This window comes from Sporolactobacillus inulinus (assembly GCF_006539285.1).
Lineage (GTDB): Bacteria > Bacillota > Bacilli > Bacillales > Sporolactobacillaceae > Sporolactobacillus > Sporolactobacillus inulinus.
The window spans coordinates 1-20,296 of the sequence record NZ_BJMS01000005.1 but is presented as its reverse complement, the minus strand read 5'-3'; the positions used below and the strand labels follow the sequence as shown (position 1 = coordinate 20,296).

The 20,296-nt window shown below is 45.1% G+C and carries 18 protein-coding genes; 17 read left to right on the top strand and 1 reads right to left on the bottom strand.

Features of this window, described 5'->3' with window-relative positions:
* The gene (locus tag SIN01_RS00805; protein WP_272947205.1) at nt 1-738 is read right to left on the bottom strand and encodes a DeoR/GlpR family DNA-binding transcription regulator; all 738 of its coding nucleotides are present in this window, start codon (nt 736-738) and stop codon (nt 1-3) included.
* A 382-nt stretch (nt 739-1,120) separates the two neighbouring features.
* Between SIN01_RS00805 and SIN01_RS15505 the strand changes: the two genes are divergently transcribed.
* The 17 genes from SIN01_RS15505 to SIN01_RS00725 all read left to right on the top strand — a co-directional run bounded on the left by SIN01_RS15505 (nt 1,121) and on the right by SIN01_RS00725 (nt 19,556).
* On the top strand, nt 1,121-1,993 hold the full coding sequence (locus SIN01_RS15505) for a sigma 54-interacting transcriptional regulator (protein WP_272947204.1): 873 nt from the start codon (nt 1,121-1,123) through the stop codon (nt 1,991-1,993).
* 4 nt (nt 1,994-1,997) lie between these two features.
* A complete protein-coding gene (locus SIN01_RS00800; RefSeq protein ID WP_174842564.1) occupies nt 1,998-3,971 on the top strand; it encodes a PRD domain-containing protein in 1,974 nt (657 codons plus the stop codon).
* Between the two features lie 222 nt (nt 3,972-4,193).
* Nucleotides 4,194-4,685 carry a PTS sugar transporter subunit IIB gene (locus tag SIN01_RS00795; protein ID WP_010025751.1) on the top strand — a complete coding sequence of 164 codons (492 nt, stop codon included), beginning with the start codon at nt 4,194-4,196 and terminating at the stop codon, nt 4,683-4,685.
* A 179-nt stretch (nt 4,686-4,864) separates the two neighbouring features.
* Nucleotides 4,865-5,842 (top strand): mannose/fructose/sorbose PTS transporter subunit IIA, encoded by a 978-nt coding sequence (locus SIN01_RS00790; RefSeq protein ID WP_010025752.1) that lies wholly within the window; start codon nt 4,865-4,867, stop codon nt 5,840-5,842.
* 30 nt (nt 5,843-5,872) lie between these two features.
* Nucleotides 5,873-6,682 carry a PTS mannose/fructose/sorbose transporter subunit IIC gene (locus SIN01_RS00785; RefSeq protein ID WP_029548222.1) on the top strand — a complete coding sequence of 270 codons (810 nt, stop codon included), beginning with the start codon at nt 5,873-5,875 and terminating at the stop codon, nt 6,680-6,682.
* Nucleotides 6,683-6,701: 19 nt separating this feature from the next.
* Entirely contained in the window at nt 6,702-7,613 is a 912-nt protein-coding gene (locus SIN01_RS00780) for a PTS system mannose/fructose/sorbose family transporter subunit IID (RefSeq protein ID WP_010025754.1), read from the top strand.
* A gap of 56 nt (nt 7,614-7,669) precedes the next feature.
* Nucleotides 7,670-8,053 carry a DUF956 family protein gene (locus SIN01_RS00775; protein WP_010025755.1) on the top strand — a complete coding sequence of 128 codons (384 nt, stop codon included), beginning with the start codon at nt 7,670-7,672 and terminating at the stop codon, nt 8,051-8,053.
* 1,399 nt (nt 8,054-9,452) lie between these two features.
* Nucleotides 9,453-9,653, top strand: coding sequence for a cold-shock protein (locus tag SIN01_RS00770; protein ID WP_010026579.1), 201 nt, complete (start codon nt 9,453-9,455; stop codon nt 9,651-9,653).
* 151 nt (nt 9,654-9,804) lie between these two features.
* Complete coding sequence (locus SIN01_RS00765; RefSeq protein WP_010026578.1) at nt 9,805-10,341, top strand: beta-class carbonic anhydrase; 537 nt, start codon at nt 9,805-9,807, stop codon at nt 10,339-10,341.
* A 105-nt stretch (nt 10,342-10,446) separates the two neighbouring features.
* Nucleotides 10,447-10,641: an alpha/beta-type small acid-soluble spore protein gene (locus tag SIN01_RS00760; RefSeq protein ID WP_010026577.1), complete on the top strand. Its 195-nt coding sequence runs from the start codon at nt 10,447-10,449 to the stop codon at nt 10,639-10,641.
* A 176-nt stretch (nt 10,642-10,817) separates the two neighbouring features.
* Nucleotides 10,818-11,654 (top strand): Cof-type HAD-IIB family hydrolase, encoded by an 837-nt coding sequence (locus SIN01_RS00755; RefSeq protein ID WP_010026576.1) that lies wholly within the window; start codon nt 10,818-10,820, stop codon nt 11,652-11,654.
* A 209-nt stretch (nt 11,655-11,863) separates the two neighbouring features.
* The gene (locus SIN01_RS00750; RefSeq protein ID WP_010026574.1) at nt 11,864-13,117 is read left to right on the top strand and encodes a metallophosphoesterase family protein; all 1,254 of its coding nucleotides are present in this window, start codon (nt 11,864-11,866) and stop codon (nt 13,115-13,117) included.
* 42 nt (nt 13,118-13,159) lie between these two features.
* On the top strand, nt 13,160-15,937 hold the full coding sequence (locus tag SIN01_RS00745) for an AAA family ATPase (protein ID WP_047035161.1): 2,778 nt from the start codon (nt 13,160-13,162) through the stop codon (nt 15,935-15,937).
* Nucleotides 15,938-16,054: 117 nt separating this feature from the next.
* Nucleotides 16,055-16,732, top strand: a complete 678-nt coding sequence (locus SIN01_RS00740) for a response regulator transcription factor (protein WP_010025626.1) — start codon at nt 16,055-16,057, stop codon at nt 16,730-16,732.
* Entirely contained in the window at nt 16,729-18,099 is a 1,371-nt protein-coding gene (locus SIN01_RS00735; protein ID WP_010025627.1) for a sensor histidine kinase, read from the top strand. The genes SIN01_RS00740 and SIN01_RS00735 overlap by 4 nt, the downstream gene beginning before the upstream one ends.
* 93 nt (nt 18,100-18,192) lie before the next feature.
* On the top strand, nt 18,193-19,173 hold the full coding sequence (gene yhaM / locus SIN01_RS00730) for a 3'-5' exoribonuclease YhaM (RefSeq protein ID WP_029548214.1): 981 nt from the start codon (nt 18,193-18,195) through the stop codon (nt 19,171-19,173).
* A 92-nt stretch (nt 19,174-19,265) separates the two neighbouring features.
* On the top strand, nt 19,266-19,556 hold the full coding sequence (locus SIN01_RS00725) for a sporulation YhaL family protein (protein WP_010025629.1): 291 nt from the start codon (nt 19,266-19,268) through the stop codon (nt 19,554-19,556).
* Nucleotides 19,557-20,296: the final 740 nt, after the last annotated feature.

Here is a 20,296-nt window from a genome sequence, read left to right as displayed (position 1 = left end):
TCATGAATCAGATTCGGCGAGAAGCAAATTGGTTCCTTGCATTTCACGAGCTGTATCAACTTTCTCAGGCGGCTGGCGGTCGGTGATCAGGATATCGGCAGCTTTCCAGTCGAATGCCTTAAATCTGCTCATCTGCTCATATTTTTTATGATCGGCCAGAATGATGGTGCTGTCAGAACGATCTGAGACAATTCTGCTCAGCAAAGCATCCTCTTCGTCCTCATAATAAATACCGTCATCGGTTAGTGCGGCAGCACCAAGAAAAGCGGCATCAAAGTGTATCCGTTCGATTTGTTTGATGCTGTCGACGGAAAAGAAAAAGCGATTTCGCTGATGAAAGGTGCCACCGAATAAATGGACACTGCTCTGCGCGTCTCCGGACAATAGCTCTGCGACATCAAGTGATTGAGTGAAAATGTTTGCTGAAACCTTCATTTGTCTTACCATGCATGAGATCGTTGTTGATGCATTGAAAAAATAACAGCCGTTGTCTTTTATCAAAGACAGCGCTTTCGCACCAATTTGTATTTTTTCTTCCGAATAAGCTTGCAGCCGTTCACGGTAAGCAAGAATCTGGTTCTTTATATCAGGAAGTGCGATGCCTCCGTGTGTTCGGATTGCTGCCCCTTGCTCGGTGAGTTTGACAATATCACGACGAGCTGTGTCACGAGAGACGCCGTAAAGCCGGCAAATATCCGCCACGGATAGGCTACGTGCCTTTTGCAGGTTATCAAGTATTGCTGCAAGCCGTTCTTCTTGGTAAATGACACTCCGCCTCTTTTTTTCGATGGATTTGTTTTGTTAACTTGCTCTTTTAATCGATTCATTTGTGCACCATCCAGGTGTTTCACGCCGGTTGTTAGGTTTACACTTTTAATGAAGCCGAGTGGTGAGAGAAAGCCACAGATCACAGTTAAACATGTATATTATATAAGTAAGTATAAGTGAAAAATATAATTTGTCAAGTAATTATAAGTAATATGCGCGTTTATGCGATTAACATGATGGAAACAAAAATCGGATTCCTTTTTTAATTTCTGCATTCAAAACAATGAATTCGCTTACATGTGCGATGTGTGATACATTAGCGATACACAATATATAAAAAGGGGGGCATCGAGTGACACGGCGTGAAAAAGTTTTAACCTATTTGGAAACGTACGCACGCAGTATGGATCAAGGTGTTACAACAAGCGAACTATCCGAAGCGATCGGTGTACTACGCCCGAATGTGAGCAAGGTGCTCAATCAGCTTGTCAGAGAGGGCAGGGTAAAGAAAACCAATGGCCGACCCGTTCACTATTTCGTGAATCATGCAGCCGGAAAAGATGAAATGAAGATGCAGCAGAAGCCGAACATCGGATTTGCAGGATATGCACGGATTCGTGATCCAAGCACGAAAGGGGAAGTTGCAGCAAAGAAGCACGAAGTGGATGTTTTTAAGAGCATGATTGGCAGCCGTGACAGCCTGAAGAATCAGGTCGAACAGGCCAAAGCAGCGCTGCTGTATCCGCCGCACGGACTGAATACACTGATTATTGGGCCGACAGGATCTGGGAAGACCTATTTTGCTCATAAAATGTACCATTTTGCATTGGGTCGAAAGATCATTTCCAAAAAGGGATTTACCACATTCAATTGTGCGGATTACGCACACAATCCACAGTTATTGATGTCGCATCTGTTTGGCTATGTCAAGGGAGCTTTTACTGGTGCCAATGCGGATAAAGCTGGCCTGATTCAGGAAGCTGACGGCGGAATGCTTTTTCTTGATGAAGTTCATCGTCTGCCGCCTGAGGGGCAAGAAATGATCTTTTATTTTATGGATCATGGAACCTACAGCCGTTTAGGCGAGACTGCAAGCGCATCATGCGGATGTCAGACTTGTTTACGCAACCACCGAGGACCCGAAAAGTTCATTACTGCAAACTTTTGTCCGTCGTATTCCGATTATCATTCAGCTGCCGGATTTTTACCAAAGAAATGCACGTGAAAAATTGCAATTACTAGAACAATTATTAACGCTTGAAGCGAATCGAATTCATAAAAATATTCGCTTAGGCGAAGATGTCGTGCAAGCTTTGCTAGGAAGCGTCACCTACGGTAATATTGGGCAATTGAAATCGAATATTCAATTAGTGTGCGCTCAAGGTTTCTTGAATAGCATGCATAATAAAAATGAAATTACGCTGCTTTTTAGCCAGTTGCCGCCTAATATCAAAGACGGACTTTCCAACTTGGCAAGCGATCGCCGAGAACTGGGGAATTTAAGCCGTTTGCTCGAGGCAACGATGGTGATTAAGCCTGATGCTCAGCGTGGAACGCCCGACATTGACAGTTATGAGTTGCCGTATAATTTGTATGAAATCATTGGTGATAAAGCTGCTCTGCTGAAAGAAGATGGGTTGGATCAAGCTGCGATTAATCACTTCATTATGACCGATATCAATTTGCATTTAAAATCCTTTTATCGTCAGGGAAAGTTGGAAAAGACAATCGATGGTCTGAGTGAGATCGTTGATCAAGAAATTATTGATTTAACAAAGCAGATGCAGCGATTGCTTCAGGAAAGAGAAAATTATCCGGTCAGGGATCATTTCATTTATGCGATGAGCCTGCATATCAGCTCTTTTATCAAACGGATCCAGTCAGGCAAACCGTTGCGTAATATTTCGGCTGATCTGATTTCAATGGTCCATGATTATCCGGTAGAGCTCAAGATTGCAGAACGCGTGAAAGAATTGATCAGAGATCATTATCGTTTTCCTATTCCAGAATCTGAAGTTTATTACATGGCGATCCTTTTAGTGTCGTTAAAATCTGAACCTAAAACCGGGAAAGTTGGCATCGTTGTAGCGGCCCATGGTGACAGCACCGCCTCCTCAATGGTGCACGTTGTTTCGCAACTGCTGTCTGTCGATAACATTGCTGCCTACGATATGCCGCTGGAAATGAGCCCAAAAATCGCATTGGCCGGCATTGCCGCGCAAGTTAAGAAGATCGATCAAGGCAACGGCGTTTTACTATTGGTGGATATGGGGTCACTGAGCACATTTAGCAATAAACTGATCGAGAAAACGCATATTCATGTCAAAACGATCGATATGGTGACGACAGCGATGGTGCTTGAAGCAGCACGTAAAACCGCATTAATCGATAGTGATCTTGAAACCGTATATCGGGAATTGCGTGAATTTGATGGCTACTCACGAACGATCGAAAAGGTTCAGCAAAAGAAGAAGGATGTCCAGAAACGATCCGATCAAAGAGCGAAGGCGATTATTGCGATTTGTTCGACTGGTGAAGGAACGGCTAAGCGAATCAAAGACCTGTTAGATAAGATCTTAGTTGATCATCTGATCGATGATATCACCGTGATTACCGTTTCGCTTGTGACGATGAACGAACAAATTGTCAAGATTCAGCAAGACTATCAAATCGTCGCCGCAACCGGTGTTGTGAAACCCCAAGTTGCTGTTCCGTTTGTTTCATTAGAAGACTTATTGCAGGGTGGAGGCGAGCGCTTTGTCAGTCTGATCGAAGAAATAGACAATCATGCGGTACATGAGGCTGAGGCCTTAGAACATTCGGAGCTCTTAACGAAAGAAATGGCTGAGAACTATTTGGGACAGTATTTTACATTTATAAATCCCGTAAAAATTGTAAAAGTACTGTGGGGTTATTGCGCTTTTATTCAGCAGCGCAGTAAGTCTAAAATGTCCAATGCTTTCAAGATTAGCTTGATCATGCATATGGCAGGGGCACTCGAGCGTAATCTGACACGCTCAGAAATGAGTGCTGACGAGCAAAGGCTCGCGCAGGTCAGAACGGAGAAACTGTATCCGATCGTGACCCAGGCAAATGAAATTCTGCTTGAAACGCTTAATATCACTCTTTCAGAGTCAGAAGTGTTCTATATCGTTGAATTGCTGCGTACAGAAAAAGAAAAAAGCGATACACAAAAGAATTGATACACATTTGAACTGTGTCAATTATTTTTTTTATTAGTGGAGAAAGGCTATTAGCTCAGCTTCGCGATGCGATACACAAAAAGTGGCATACAATTTGCTTATCTTGTGATGTCTGTATTCTTTGAGATCTTTTGGCTTTTTCGTGATTGACTTGGAAAAGGTGGCGCGTGATCGTATGAGGTGCTTGGCTTGCATGAGTAATGTTGGTGGTTGGTCTTGACAATGGATGTTCGTTTCTTACGTATTGACAGCCGCTTGTTACATGGGCAAGTGACGACGAATTGGGCAAAAGTGATCAAGGTTAACCGGATCTTAATTGTATCTGACCGTGTGGCCGGTGATCGGACACGCAAGACATTGATCATACAAGCTGCGCCTCCCGGGATCAAAACGAATGTCGTCACCGTTGAGAAAATGATCAGAATGTATCACGATCCGCGTTTCGACATTTTAAAACCTATGATTCTGGTAGAGGATGCCGTTGATGCAAGACGTATTGTCGAAGGCGGCATAACGATCGATTCGGTTAATATTGGTGCGATCAGTTTTGACGCGACGCGTGTCATGGTTACCGATGCGATCGCTGTCAATGCAGCCGATGTGGCCGCTTTCAAGTGGCTTCATGATCAGGGGATTAAGCTTGATGTCCGAAAGGTCTCAAATGACAGTTCTAAGAATCTTTGGAAGTCGCTTTCCGAAAAGGGTTTGGTTTAGCGTCAATGAATTCGATCCTGCCTACCATGCAGTGTACCCTTTCACCATGAAGGAGTGAGGCTACTACACGGCAAGTCGATCGGCTATGTTGTTTTGATCCTTTTTGAAAGCGATAACATAGTAGGATGTTTTAGTCATCTGCTCATGTGAGAAAATTCATAAATAGGAGGTAGGGAGCAATGGTGGGTATTATCCTGGCAAGCCACGGCAATTTTGCTGAAGGCATTTTCCAGTCCGGCTCAATGATTTTTGGCGAGCAGGAGAATGTTAAAACGGTTACCTTAATGCCAAGCGAAGGCCCCGATGATGTAAAGGCAAAGATGAAAGAAGCCATTGCATCTTTAGACGATCAAGAAGAAGTGCTGTTCTTAGTCGATCTTTGGGGTGGTACACCGTTTAATCAAGTCAACAGCTTGTTTGAAGCGCACAAAGACAAATGGGTAATCGTTGCGGGTATGAATTTGCCGATGTTGATCGAAGCGTATGCTTCACGCTTATCAATGAACACGGCGCGTGAAATTGCGAAGCATATCTTGCGCACAGCTAAGGAAGGGGTCAAGGTAAGACCCGAGGAAATAGAGTCAGTAAAAGCAACGGCAGCAGCTCCTGCGCAACAATCCAATGCGGGGGCGCCCGGTACATTTAAATACGTGTTAGCACGCATCGATTCTCGCCTGCTTCACGGTCAAGTCGCAACTGCTTGGACAAAGACAACACGGCCGACACGGATCATCGTTGTCTCTGATGCGGTCGCTAAGGATGAATTGCGTAAGAAATTGATCCAGCAAGCAGCTCCGCCGGGCGTTAAAGCACATGTGGTTCCTGTCGAGCAAATGATCAAACTTGCGAAAGACGATCAACACTTCGGCGGTCAACGCGCACTCCTTCTTTTCGAAAACCCGCAAGACGCGCTTAGAGCGGTTGAAGGCGGCGTGCCCTTGAAGACGATTAACGTTGGTTCTCTGGCACACTCACCAGGTAAAGTTCAGCCGAACAAGGTGCTGGCTTTTGGCCAAGAGGACATTGATACGTTCATTAAGCTGAAAGAAGCTGGCTTGGACTTCGATGTACGCAAAGTTCCAAACGATTCAAAAGGTAACATGGACGAAATTATCAAGAAAGCTCAAGGCGAGTTAAACCGATTAAGAAAATCTTAATGATTCAGGAGAAAAGGGGGCTTAATCATCATGGATTTGAACATTATTCAAATGATATTAGTCGTTATCATCGCATTTCTGGCTGGTATGGAAGGAGTCTTGGATGAATTTCACTTCCACCAACCCGTCATTGCTTGTACGTTAATCGGCTTAGTTACGGGGGACTTGATCCCATGTCTGATCCTCGGTGGTACGCTGCAAATGATTGCGCTCGGTTGGGCCAATATAGGCGCGGCAGTAGCACCTGATGCGGCGCTCGCATCCGTCGCATCTGCAATTATTTTAGTCCTCGGCGGACAAGGAAATGCCGGCGTATCTTCGGCAATCGCGATTGCCGTTCCGCTCGCTGTTGCAGGTTTATTATTAACGATCATCTGCCGCACGATTGCAACAGGCTTTGTACACCTGATGGATGCTGCAGCTAGAGAAGGGAATTTTAGAAAAATTGAATTTTGGCACATCATTGCGATCTGCATGCAAGGGGTACGTATTGCAATCCCTGCCGCATTAATTTTGGCGATTGGTGCCGGTCCGGTTCGAGGGTTGCTTGCATCAATGCCGATTTGGTTGACAGACGGTTTAGCAATTGGCGGGGGCATGGTCGTCGCCGTAGGTTATGCAATGGTGATTAACATGATGGCGACAAAAGAAGTATGGCCATTCTTCGCGATTGGCTTTGTACTCGCGACGGTGACACAAATCACATTGATCGGTCTCGGTGCGATTGGTGTGGCGCTTGCACTGATCTATTTAGCGCTTTCGAAACAAGGCGGCGGCTCAGGTAAGGGCGGAAATGCAAACACCGGTGATCCATTAGGCGATATTATTGATCATTACTAAGAAGGAGGGGGACATCGCAATGGCACAAGAATTGAAACTATCAAAAAAAGATCGTATTTCGGTTTGGTGGCGCTCAACGTTCCTTCAAGGTTCTTGGAACTATGAACGGATGCAAAACGGTGGTTGGGCATATTCAATGATTCCCGCAATTAAAAAATTATACACGTCTAAGGAAGATCGCGCTGCCGCACTAAAACGTCACTTGGAGTTCTTTAATACGCACCCGTATGTCGCTTCACCAATTATTGGTGTCACTTTAGCGCTTGAAGAAGAACGCGCGAATGGTGCGCCGGTTGACGACGTAGCCATTCAACGGGTTAAGGTCGGTATGATGGGGCCTTTAGCAGGTATCGGTGATCCTGTTTTCTGGTTCACAGTCAAACCAATCCTTGGCGCATTAGCAGCTTCCCTTGCGATGGGCGGAAACATCCTTGGCCCGATTCTTTATTTTATTGGCTGGAATATTATTCGCATGGCATTCATGTGGTATACACAAGAATTTGGTTACAAAGCCGGTTCTAAAATTACTGACGACTTATCCGGTGGATTACTTCAAGATATTACTAAAGGTGCATCGATCCTTGGTATGTTCATCCTTGGTGCATTAGTGAACCGTTGGGTATCGGTGAAATTCACGCCAATTGTATCGTCAGTGAAACTTGACAACGGTGCTTATATTGACTGGGATAAATTACCTTCCGGGGCGCAAGGGATCAAAGAGGCCTTGGAACAGCAGGCTGCTGGTCTTTCACTAGATGCGCATAAAGTGACGACGTTACAAAATAACTTGGACAGTTTAATCCCTGGTTTAGCTGCCTTAGTATTAACACTTTTTTGCATGTGGCTGCTTAAGAAGAAAGTTTCGCCAATTGTGATTATTCTTGGGTTGTTCGTGATTGGTATTGTCTTCCACGTACTCCACTTAATGTAAGCCGAAGTTTTTGGTGAAGCCTGAGCAAGCGAAATGAAAGGAAGTGGAGCAAAAAAATGGTTCAATCAGTGAACACAAAAGTCGATTTTGTCGCGGATGCAACTTCTTATATGGGACTGACTGATTACGGCAAAGTTATGATCGGCGACAAGGCATTTGAATTTTATAATGCCCGAAACGCTCAAAAATACATTCGAATCCCTTGGAATGAAGTCGATTATGTCATTGCTTCAGTGATGTTCAAAGGAAAATGGATCCCGCGCTATGCACTACGAACGAAGAAAAATGGAACGTACACTTTTTCTTCCAAGCATCCGAAAGTCGTTCTGCGTGCGATACGCAACTACGTGGAACCGGAACGCATGGTCAAGTCACTGACATTCTTCCAAGTTGTCAAACGCGGCCTAAAAGCCATGTTTGTCCGAAAGAGAAGTCAATAATCACACTACTTTTAAAGGGTTAGAAGCACATGTTTCGCTTGCTGCGCCCCACCCGAACGAACAGTCGTTTTTATAAACGGCTGTTTTTTTAGCAGGTAAAGAAACATCTATGACCCGCTTGAGGGGCTCGGGACACCGCTTGAATGAAAATACCTTTGAGATAAAGCGTCAAACTTGTATTTAAGTACAAAGGTATTAAAATAAAAGTATTACTGGGTTTGTAACTGTGATACCTTTTCTTTATAGGTGAAGAAAATTTTGTGATTATGCCTTGCTGGTACGACGATTCGCGTCATGTGGAAGTAGGAACTTCTGCTAATTATATAAAAGGAACCTTCGCTAAAGCGAAATCCCGAAGTTAAAGCGAATACCTCGAAAGTTAAAGCGAAATCCCGAAAAGTTAAAGCGAAATCCTGATTTTCAAACATTCGCCATTACATAGTGTCTTGTCTGACATCAAAAGCGGAGTCGGGGAGACGCCTGCGAAGCGTCTCTGTTGATCGCAGGCCCAAAGGAGACCCCGCAATCTCAGCATGTCTGAGGAGGCTCCTGAATGCACGCGGTTGCCCCTGTTGATGCGAGCAGCTGGAATGTCATCCAAGCCAAGATTGATGGTTCAAAACCGCATTCTGCGGAAGTAAATAGACGGAGAGATTTCGCTTATCAATGTGAAAAACGTGAAAGTGGGGGATTTTGCTTTGAATAAACGGAAAAATTCCCCTTATTACCTCCGAAACGCGTTCCATTTTGCATATAACCGAAAAACCTCCGCTTATTTTACTGCACCGTGAAAATCACCGCGTCCGCGTCCTGCGGAAGTAAGGACCCTTCTTCACGTACGAAAGTATTCGCCATGCGCAGGCATTTCTAATGAAAAGATTTTTTTGATTTGACTTTATCGACAAGACAACTTATACTAGAGTAGACCTAATGAAAACGACCTTATTTTAATGGTTTTTATGTAGATATTATGATGTTTTTGGCAATACTGGCAGCAGGTTGTATGAAAAGCTGATTTTATTGTTGCGTTGGATCATACTGGCTCGGTCAGAGGAACCGTAAGGATGGAAGAGAGGTAGGGCTTTCGTTGTTTTGGCGCCCGAAAATCTAATGATGTAATGGTTATGCTTGACTTAGGTTTAATTTTATGATTATGTATGTATGATAAAAAGAGGCAACATTTATAATTCACGTGTTATAAAAGGATTATCAATGTGCATGTTATTTATTGATACTTTTTATAATATGTGAATTTTTTATTTTTGCGGGAAGACCCTCGATGCAAAAGGTCTGCGGATCTGAGTGTCAAGGTTAAGGTACGCCGGATAAAACATACGCATATATCAAATTTTTTCGATGTTCAAGTGATTGGATATCCAATTTTTAGGAGGTTTTCATTTTGAAAACAGGTACAGTTAAATGGTTTAACAGCGAAAAAGGCTTCGGTTTCATCGAAGTTCCAGGTGAAAACGATGTATTCGTTCACTTCAGCGCGATCCAAACTGATGGTTTCAAAACGCTTGACGAAGGTCAACAAGTTGAATTTGAAGTTGTTGATGGCAACCGTGGACCACAAGCAGCTAACGTTGTTAAGCTGTGATTGATTGAAGAATTAAAAAAGTCGTCTCCTAATCAGGAGGCGGCTTTTTTGCGCGTTAAGCAAGTCTGCGGTTAAGTCGTATGAGTGGATTCCGTAATTAAATTATTTTATGATAACAGTGACGTTTATCACTTACTTGGAGGAAGTAACTATGTCACAGTTGGAAGATCTGCTTTCATTTAACCAAAAATTCGTTGCCGAACACGCTTATCGTTCTTATGAAGCACCGAGTCGGCCAACAAAAAAGATGACGATTGTCTCCTGCATGGACTGCCGTTTGATTGAACTGCTGCCAAAAGCATTGAATGTGAAAAATGGTGACGCTATCATGCTGAAGACGGCTGGCGGCATGGTTGAATCATCCTGTAGCAATACCATGAAAAGCATTCTTATTTCGCTCTATGAGTTAGGATCTGAAGCCGTTTATATTATTGGTCATACCGATTGCGGCATGCATGGACTTACGTCAGATAAAATGATTCAAGACATTAAAGACCGCGGTGTTACGGATGAGAAGTTTGCTGAGGTAGGGATTGATGTGCGAGAATGGCTGAATGGGTTTCAAACGGTCGAAAACGAAGTGCAAAAGAGCGTATCGATTGTAAAAAGTCATCCGCTACTTCCTCAAGGTACACCGGTCATTGGCTTGGTGATTGATCCGAAAACCGGTGAATTGAAACAGGTCTGAACCTTTGCATCTTTTCAAGTTCCTTTTCCTGTATATGCCAATGAACTTCCCGCATATAGATCTCTCTTACGGCGCAAAATAGATGCTGTAAGGGAGGTGAAACACATGGCAAATTCAAATAATTTAGTCGTGCCAGGTGTACAACAAGCAATCAATCAGATGAAAGAAGAAATTGCTCACGAATTCGGTGTTAATCTTGGACCGGATTCAACATCAAGATCTAACGGTTCTGTTGGTGGGGAAATTACCAAACGTCTGGTGGCACAAGCCCAGTCGCAATTCGGCGGAACAACAAAATAATTATAATCACGAAAAAGGAATAGCGTTTATAAAAGGAACGGCTGATGCTGTTCCTTTTTCATTTTGGTCCAATGTCTCTTTCGGACAGCGGATACCTTGTTCTATTTTTGTATCGTTGCTCATAGGCTCTACACAGGAATGAAATACTGATATGGATTCCGAAGAGGGGGAGAACCTTGGTATATCGCTTACTTGCATTGGACATCGATGGAACCCTGCTGAGCAGCAACAATCGCCTTGATCGGCAGACAAAGGATGCCATTCAGTATGCTCAAAAAAAAGGCGTCATTGTCACTCTAGTCTCTGAACGGCATTTTCACTCTGCGGCAAAGGTTGCGCGGGCACTGCGTTTGACACAGCCGATTATCACCCATAACGGAGCATTTGTTTCATCGTCAATGGATGATCCCGTCTACACAAGCAAAATTGATCACAGTGTCTTGATTCAATTAGCCGAATTTCTTGAAACCTATCCATGTCAAATTCAAATGTCTCATGAACGTCTGTCCGTCAGTAATCGCCCGCATTCGAAAAACCTGATTGCAAAAATGACGATCGGAATGAATGAACCGCTCTTCTATCCCGTCACCTATGTTGACTCGCTCAGTCAATATCTGCTTGAAAATTATGAGGCAGCGACTGATGTTAAGGTGAAAATGGATGATAAAAAGACAGCGGATGATCTGGAAAAAGCGATCAGTGATTATTTTCCATCGCTGGAAACATCGAGAGGCGGTTCGGATCATCTGACAATTGTTCGTCAAGGGACATCGAAGTTTAACGGTTTGCTTTTCTTTGCCGGACAGCTTGGCATTCCGCTTCATGAGATTGTTGCGGTTGGTGATGGTTTCGACGACATAGAGATGATTGAAAAGTGCGGACTTGGTGTGGCCATGCGCAATGCCTCAAAAGAAGTCAAAGCGAAAGCAGAGTGGGTGACGCGCTCGAACGATATGGATGGTGTTGCCTATATGGTACGCGAAGTGTTCCGGAAACAGATCCGGGTGCACTGAAATGAAGACGAACAACTTGTAGCCTGCCACAGGCTGCTTTTTTTTGCAGGTAAAGAAGTTTTTTTCATAGAAAAAGACGCATATGAATCGTCGGTACAGCGTCCGAAAGCGATTTTTGGAAGATCGTGAAACCTGTGTAATAAATTGCGAACATGTGATCGTCTGTGATAAAATGAAACAAATGGATAATACGGGGAGGAGATCGTGCTTTGATTCGCTTTCTGCATGCTGCCGATCTGCACTTGGATCGACCGTTTGAAGGATTGACACGGCTGCCAGAGTCGCTTCACGAACGAGCGGCGCGCAGCACATTTATTGCTTTACACCGCCTTGTTGACGCGGCGCTTCATGAGAGGGCCGACTTTCTCCTCATATCCGGAGATCTTTTCGACAACAGTCATCGAAGTATTAAAGCGCAGCACGCCTTTGTTAAGGAAATGCGGCGCTTGCAGTCTGCATTGATTCCTGTTTATCTTGTATACGGGAACCACGATTTTGTCAATGAAACATGGAATCAGCTCGGGCTGCCCGACAATGTCCACGTCTTTCCGGAAACGCCCGGATGTTTCACCTTGACTTGCGCAAATGGTCAGGTTGTGCATGTGTACGGATTCAGCTATCACCAGAAATGGGTCAAAGAAAATATGGCCGCACAGTACCGCAAAAGCGGAACTGCGGATTTTCACATTGCCCTTCTGCATGGGGAAGAAAAAAGTGGGATTGATGACGGACATTACGCCCCATTTACGCTGACCGACTTGGAGACGGCAGGATTTGACTATTGGGCACTGGGACATATACATAAAAGACAGCAGCTGCCGGTTTCAGTACCTGCCTGGTATCCGGGCGATCTTCAGGGGCTGTCCTTCAAGGATTCTGAGCTTGGATTAAAAGGCGCATCCGTTGTTCATTTGACAGAGCATCATGCTGAAGTCCGTTTTCTGCCCACTTCCGATATTGAATGGATCCATGCCGATCGATGCTTTGGGCAGATCGAAACGGCCGATCAACTGACGGAGTCGTTGCGCGCATTTAAGGAAGACGAACGCGAGAAGCATCACGGCGTGTTCGTGCGATTGAACAGCACATTTGAACAGAACGGATTGCCGCAGCAGACACTTGAGAAACTGTTTCGGGAAGTCATTGAAACGCTCAATGAAGATGAAGAACAGCACAGCGATTTCGTCTGGCTGGAACTGGGAACGTTTGATGTTCATGGGGACTGGAATATAGAGGAAATCATGAACAGTCCTCATTTTGCCGGCGATCTGTTTCGCTTGATCGAACAGCCAGACAGCGTTGATGAAGCGGCGGCAATGCTGTATTCGCACCACTTAGGCCGGCGTTTTCTTCCTCCTTTGTCTTCAGAGGACCAACAGCAGATCCGCCATGCGAGCGAGCAGTTGCTTGCTGATGTTTTGCTGAAAGAAACGCAAAATGGATCAATTGACAATGAAGCGTAAGGGGAGGTGCGGCGCGTTTCTCACGGGGAGCGCCGGAAAACAATGAAACTCAATGCACTGACGATACGCCGCTTCGGTCGTTTTGAACGGAAGCAGATCACCTTGCCGGATACTCCGCTCGTCATGATCTACGGCGAAAACGAGAGCGGAAAATCAACCATGATGGCGTTTATCGTGCACCAGTTGTTCGGTTTCTCTGGAAAAAAAACCGTTGAGCAATGGCAAGGGCACGGCGATTCACAAACGATTGGCGGATCAATCACTTTTACAGGAGACGACGGAAACGTTTATCATTTGGAACGGCACTTCAATGGACAAGAGCAGCTTGATTTTCATTTGAGTAATGGGACACCGGTGCATTTGGATACGCTTTTGCACGGGATGAACCGAATGCTTTTTCAGAGTGTGTTCTGTTTCGACTTGGACGGACTGAGAGATATCGATAAAAAAAGCCCAGCGGACCTGAACGATCTTTTGCTTGGCGCGGGAATGATCGGCAGTGGAACACTGGGAAAGCTAGAACAGACCTTAGAGAAACAATGTGCCGAACTTTTTAAAAAAAAGGGAAAGAAACCGGCCATTAATCAACGATTTACGCAGCTGAACGCATGCTCCGCCGAATTGAGAGCGTGGGAAAAGAAGATGGACGATTATCAAGAACTGCAGCAGCGCATTCAAGAAGGCAGTAAGCGACTGGAAGCATTAGAAGCGACGAAGCGAAAGCTCCAGCAAGCGTTTCAATGGTGGACCGCATTCTCCGCAGCGCGTCCACTGATTCAGTCGCGGCAGCTGCTCGAGCAAGAACTGCGACAATTACAGGAGGATCCTCCGTTTCCTCAACAAGGTAAGCAGCATTACGATGATTTAAGGAAACAGATCAATACAAAACGTGAGGAATTGGCGCAAATCGATGAACAAATCAGTCAGCTGCAAGCCGCGCAACAAGAAATTAAGGTCGATCTTCGCTGGCAGCGGTATGAAGCAGCGCTCCAACATCTGTTCAAATCAGCAATCGAGGATGAACAAAATGAAAACGAGCTGCGGCGCGTTGAAGCCGAGATTCGCGAGCAAAAAACCGCCTGTCAAAGGATCTGTGATTATTTAGGCGGCCATTGGTCGGAGACCGCTATTCGTCAAGCATCCTCAGATTTATCCCTTCCGAAACAGCTGAAGGTTAAAATTGGCAATTGGAACGAGAAACAGAATGAACAGCGCGATCTCATGCATGACCAGTCGGCAGCGTCCGAACATAGCGATAAATTGAATGCCCAGCTGAAGAACACCGAGACGAAAAAAGCTGCACAGGAGCAGATTGCGCAACGCCGGTCGGAAAAGACGCGCTTTCGCCATAATCAAGCACCAATGGGGGTTCTTATTGGCGCAACTGCGCTTTTGGCACTGAGTTCCGCGCTTCTCATTACCCCGCTGGCAGCCGTACCCGTACTCTTTTTAGGTGCAGGCATTCTCGTTGGTTTGTATTTTTTCTCGTCCCCCGGAAACCGCACATACGCTGCCAGCGATGAGGAAGAGCGTCTGGACAGTCAACGGATGATGATTCATCAGCAGTTGGTTGAGGCGCGCGACGAATTAGCCAGACTGAATCAACGCGTCAGTGAAAACCAGCAGATGATACAAACGCTTGAACAAGAGATTAAATCTTGGCTCAGCAGACAGGGCTACGCGATTGAACGTTTACATGATGCTGAGGAAAAGGTTCGGTTGGTTGAGAACGGTCAAGAAATATGCCGTAAGATGGATCAATTGAAGGATCAGCGGAAGCAGCTTTCAGCAATGCATCAAGCGTTTCTAGACGAAACAAGGACGTTGGCAGAGCAGCTGGGTGTTCCCGGCGGGGATGCAGACTACCTCAAGGAACGCAGTCAAAGGGAATTAGCGCAGCTTCGAAATCTGGAAGACCTCGAAAAACAGTGTGCCTATTATGAAACACATAAGGAACGTCAGCTTCACGCGATTCACGCATTAACGCAGCAACAAGCACAACTGCTGAAGGAAGCTGATGCAGACAGTGAAGCGCACTTTTATGCGCTTGCCGAACGCGATGCGCGCCGTTGCGAGTTAGAAAACAAGTCCGAAACCGCAAGAAATCAGCTGCTTGATCTGACCGGTTCAGAGGAACGGATCAGAGCTTATGAAGATTATCTCAAAAACGGGAACTGGGAAGCAGAGTCGGAACAGACCTATCAAGTACAATTGTCCGCCTGCGAGTCAGAGCTGAAATCCGTTCGCGATCAACTTGCTGCAGATCGAGCGAGCAGTCGGGCGATGGAAGCGAATGATTCCTATCGCGACACACTGGACCGCTATCACACCTTAGTGACTGATGCTGGGATTAAAGCAAAGGATTGGGCGGTCTTGCAAACAGCACTCTGGGCGATTAGAAAGGCTAAGGAAAACTATCGCGAACAGCGGCTTCCTCACGTGTTGACGAAAGCGGCGGAATACTTTAGCTGTGTCACCGATCATCGCTACGTGCGCCTGACGTTGAATGATTCCGGTTTTATGGCTGAACAGGCGGATGGGGTGCACGTTCCTGCGGCAAACCTAAGCAGAGGAACTGCCGAACAGCTTTATCTATGTCTTCGCCTGGCATTAATGGACGCCTTTCACGGTTATGAAACCATGCCGATGATCGTTGATGACAGTTTTGTCAACTTTGATGCTTTGCGTACGAAAAAAGTCTATGCACTGCTTGAGAAAATTGCGGCGCAGCGACAAGTCATTATTTTTACTTGCCACAAGACCGCTTACCTCAAGGAGCATGCGGAAACCGTTTTGAATCTGTCGAAGCAACGCAACTAAACGGTATCGAATTAAACGGTACGTGTCAAATTTGTTTCATATCGCTAAATAGCTGAGCGTGCATGCTATAATTTAAGAGATGCACAATGACTACGAACCGAATAAGGATGAATTCCAATGAATAAAACAAGCTATAAAATTAATCTTGTCGAAGATGAAGAAAGTTTAGCGTCCATTCTTAAAGCATATTTGGAGAAGGAAGGCTGGTCAGTATCTGTCTTTTCTACCGGGGAAGAGGCCATGCACTATCTGCATAACGGCGTTCATCTCTGGATTTTGGATATCATGCTTCCCGGCATGTCCGGATACGACTTAATAAAGAAGATCAAAGAAAATCACTCCGAGCAGCCGGTTATTTTCATCTCGGCACGCGATCAAGATTTGGATAAGATTCTTGGTCTTGAACTCGGCAGTGATGATTACTTAGCGAAACCTTTTTTACCCAAAGAACTTGTGATTCGTGTTAAGAAATTGCTGCATCGCGTGTATGGTGCAGGAATTCATGAAAATCGATTAGTGATTTCTAAATACCAGCTTGACGTTGTACGCCGAAAGGTATTTGATGAAGAGAATCAATTGATTGAGCTGACCACAAAAGAATTTGATGTCTTGCTCTATTTGGTGGAAAATGTAAATATAGCAAAATCGCGTCAGGATATTTTGAATGAGGTTTGGGGCGAAGATTATGTCGGTTCCGATCGCGCTGTTGACGATGTCGTTCGACGGATACGCAGGAAGATGGAGCGTCTCTCATTGGAGACCGTCTACGGATCCGGGTACAGGATTGTCTCATGAACAAGCCGTTTCAAATGACATTGACAAAGCGGATTTGGTTATGTTTTGTTCTCCTTGAATGTTTTATTGGTTTGATCATTATCATCGTTTACCCCTATTCCATTCAGAACACGCTGAAAGAAAATACATTTCGAACCATCGAAGCGCAACAGCTGCTCAGTTTTCAGCGCCATGATGAGAGTTTTGCAATTGATAATCCTGGAATCGACAATAAAAGCGGTGGTTTGACAAGAACGATTATTGTTGATCAGCACCTCAAACCGATAACCAGCCAAACCGATTTAACGAACGATGTATTTAATCAGATGAGAAATCAAATCAAACACCAGTATTCGATTTTGGCGCGCTATGAGCTGAAACAAAACGGTTCAACCCTCTATTTTGTAGCCAGACGCGTTAAAATCAATGTGGTGGATAATGGTTACCTCATTTCCTATATGTGGGATACTTATGATAATGAATTAAAAAACAATTTGTGGAATCGCTTGATTTTTATTTTTGTGATGGTCAGTATCCTCAGCCTTTTTCTCGCTTTTTGGTTGGCGCGCTACTTGAAACGGCCATTGGATCTTCTGGGACGGCGCTTTAAGGAAATTTCGCGTTTGAATTGGGAGAAGCCTTTTGAATGGAAAGGCGATATGGAATATGAACGGCTTTCCGCCCAGTTTGAAGAGATGCGTTTGAACCTGATCAAATACGATCAGTCTCAGAAAGTATTTCTCCAGCAAGCTTCACATGAGTTAAAAACGCCGATCATGATCGTACAGAGCTATGCGCAGTCCGTAAAGGATGGGATCTATCCCAAAGGCGGCCTCGATGATTCCATGGATATTATCATTGAGGAAGCGCAGCAAATGGAAAAGCGCGTGCGTAAATTACTTTACTTTACGCGGTTTGACTCGATTGGCGATAAACAAATGCGTTTCTCGAAGCTGCGGTTTGGCGAACTTGCTGAGCCAATTCGTGAGCGGTTTATGACGCAGAGAACGGATCTGGACATTCATATTTCCGGTGAGGAAACGGAACTTTATGTTGATAAGGAACAAATGCTGACGGTCTTGGAGAATTTAGTTGAAAATGGATTGCGCTACGCAAAAAGCGGAATCTGGCTTGAAGCAGCCGGCAAGAGCAACGTTCGGACGGTTGTGACGGTACGAAACGATGGCCCTCAGATTCCTGACCATGAACGTAACGCAATGTTCAAACCGTTTGAAAAGGGAGAAAAGGGCCAATTTGGCTTAGGTCTGGCAATTGTGAAGCGAATCGTTCATAATCATCATGGAGTGATTCATGCGACGAATCGTGAAGACGGCGTTGCTTTTGAGATGACCCTGCCTGCTTTACCCTTGGAAGACAAGGGTAAATAAGCGGTGCAGCATGAGTGCTTAACAAGACGGAAAACGAGCAGACACGGAATGAAGCATAACCGTCTTCCGGATTTTAATGAAGGGAAGGGATTCATGGTGAAAGGAATCGCATTTTATAAAGAAGGCGAACATGTACATGAATACCTGTTAATAAAGAGTGTGACGAAGGGACTGGCTAGTAATGGCAAACCCTTTCTGACCATTTATTTACAGGATAAGACGGGTGATATTGAGTCGAAACTGTGGGGATGCACGACCGATGATGAGGCGAATTATGTTCCCGGGGCGGTTGTCCTTGCAGAAGGCGATATTACAACGTTCCGAGGGCGGAATCAATTTAAAATTCGCACGATTCGCCCAGCAACGGAACGTGATGCAGTCAATAAAGCCGATTTGGTCATGGCTGCGCCGCTGTCCGTCGATGAATTGAATGAGAAGATTACACGCTACCTTTTTGAAATCAAGAATCCGGTTATTCAGCGTATTACGCGGGCTTTATTAAAGAAAAATCATCGCGCGTTCTTCGAGTATCCGGCAGCAGTGAGCATTCATCACAATTTTCTCTCGGGACTCGCCTACCACGTTTGCTGCATGCTCGACATGGCAAAGTCTGTGGTTGATTTGTATCCCGAGATTGACAAGGATCTGCTCTATGCGGGCATTATCATTCATGATATGGGGAAACTTGAAGAATTGTCCGGGGTAACCGCAACCAGCTACACACTTTCGGGTAATTTGATTGGCCATATCTCGATCATGGTGACCAACATCGGTAAGATCGCTGAGGAACTGGGAATCGCTGATAAAGAAGAAGTGCTCTTGCTGAAGCACATGGTGCTTAGTCATCATGAAAATCCGGAATGGGGCAGCCCGAAACCGCCAATGTTCAAAGAAGCGGAGATTCTGCATATCCTGGATGACATGGATGCAAAAATTAATGTGATGACACGGGCAATTCGCAAAACGCGTCCAGGAGAATTTTCCGAGCGAATCTTTGCGATGAACAACCGCACCTTATACCGACCGTCCTTTGATGAACACCAATCGGAAGAAGGTCCCGAGTCGTTTACCTAATGTTTTGGACTGAAGGTCTATTCCATCGCTTTCTTGCATAGATTACAATGCAAACAAAATATGGGACACGCTCTATATTGGGAGGCGGTAATTTGAAACAGACCAAACGTTCACTGATTGTCGTTGGCAGTCTTTTTATTCTGTTTTTGCTGCAACAATTCGGCTTGATTGATCCGATGATTGAAAAGCTGGAAAATATTGCTTGGTGGGTTTACTTAGTGCTTGCCGGAATCATTTTCAGCGGCTATCAAGCGTTCAGCTTGTCAAGGCAGGAAAAAGAGGTCGATGAAGAATGGGTTCAGGAGCAAGGCAATGTCTATATTAAGCGGATGAATGCTGAAAAAGAACGACGCCGCAATCGGAAGAATCCGAAAGCCATGTAACCAATGGTTTCCGGATTTTTTTGTTTTCAGAACAAGAAAGTATAGAGCGACCGAGCAAGGTCTTGCCTTATAGAGGGTGGGAATCCCGTCGGAAAGCATTAGCCACTCATCCGTAGCGAGTCTTGTTGAAGGGATTGAGCCTCGAAAACTTATGAAAATGGGAATGCTGATGGCGTTATACTTCCAGAAGGCAACACACCAGTCATCGTTAAGGCAAGAGGACTGGTGGTTCCCCGGGGTCAGAGGGCCATGGCACGCTGAGCATTGATAAGGGACGGCAACTCGGGAGATCCCATTGGATCTTTCGAATGAAAGTATAGCGAACCAAGCAATCAAATGTGAGGACGCTAAATGTCTACTGGAAAGTCGGAGGAAGCACATAGTACTAATGACGCTGGGTAATGCCAGTCGAGGAAAGGTGTTTCTCTTGTTCATGAATCTTATCCGGGACACATCGGCACACACAGGGGTGCAGTAAAGATGAACAAAAAACGGATAAGAATAGCGGAATTAGCGAAGAAAATTCGAAGAGAATTGATAGTCACGTTATAGGTACACTTAGTGGAATCTATGAGCTTCGAACAGATCTGAGTTATTATTTATTATTCTGTGAACCATGAACAAGATGAGCCGTGTGCGTAAATAGCGCACGCACGGTTCTGCGAGGGTGCAGAGGATGTGAATCACTGTCCTACTCGACAAATTTGCCCCGTCTTCAAACCAATAGCCCAGTGTCTTGG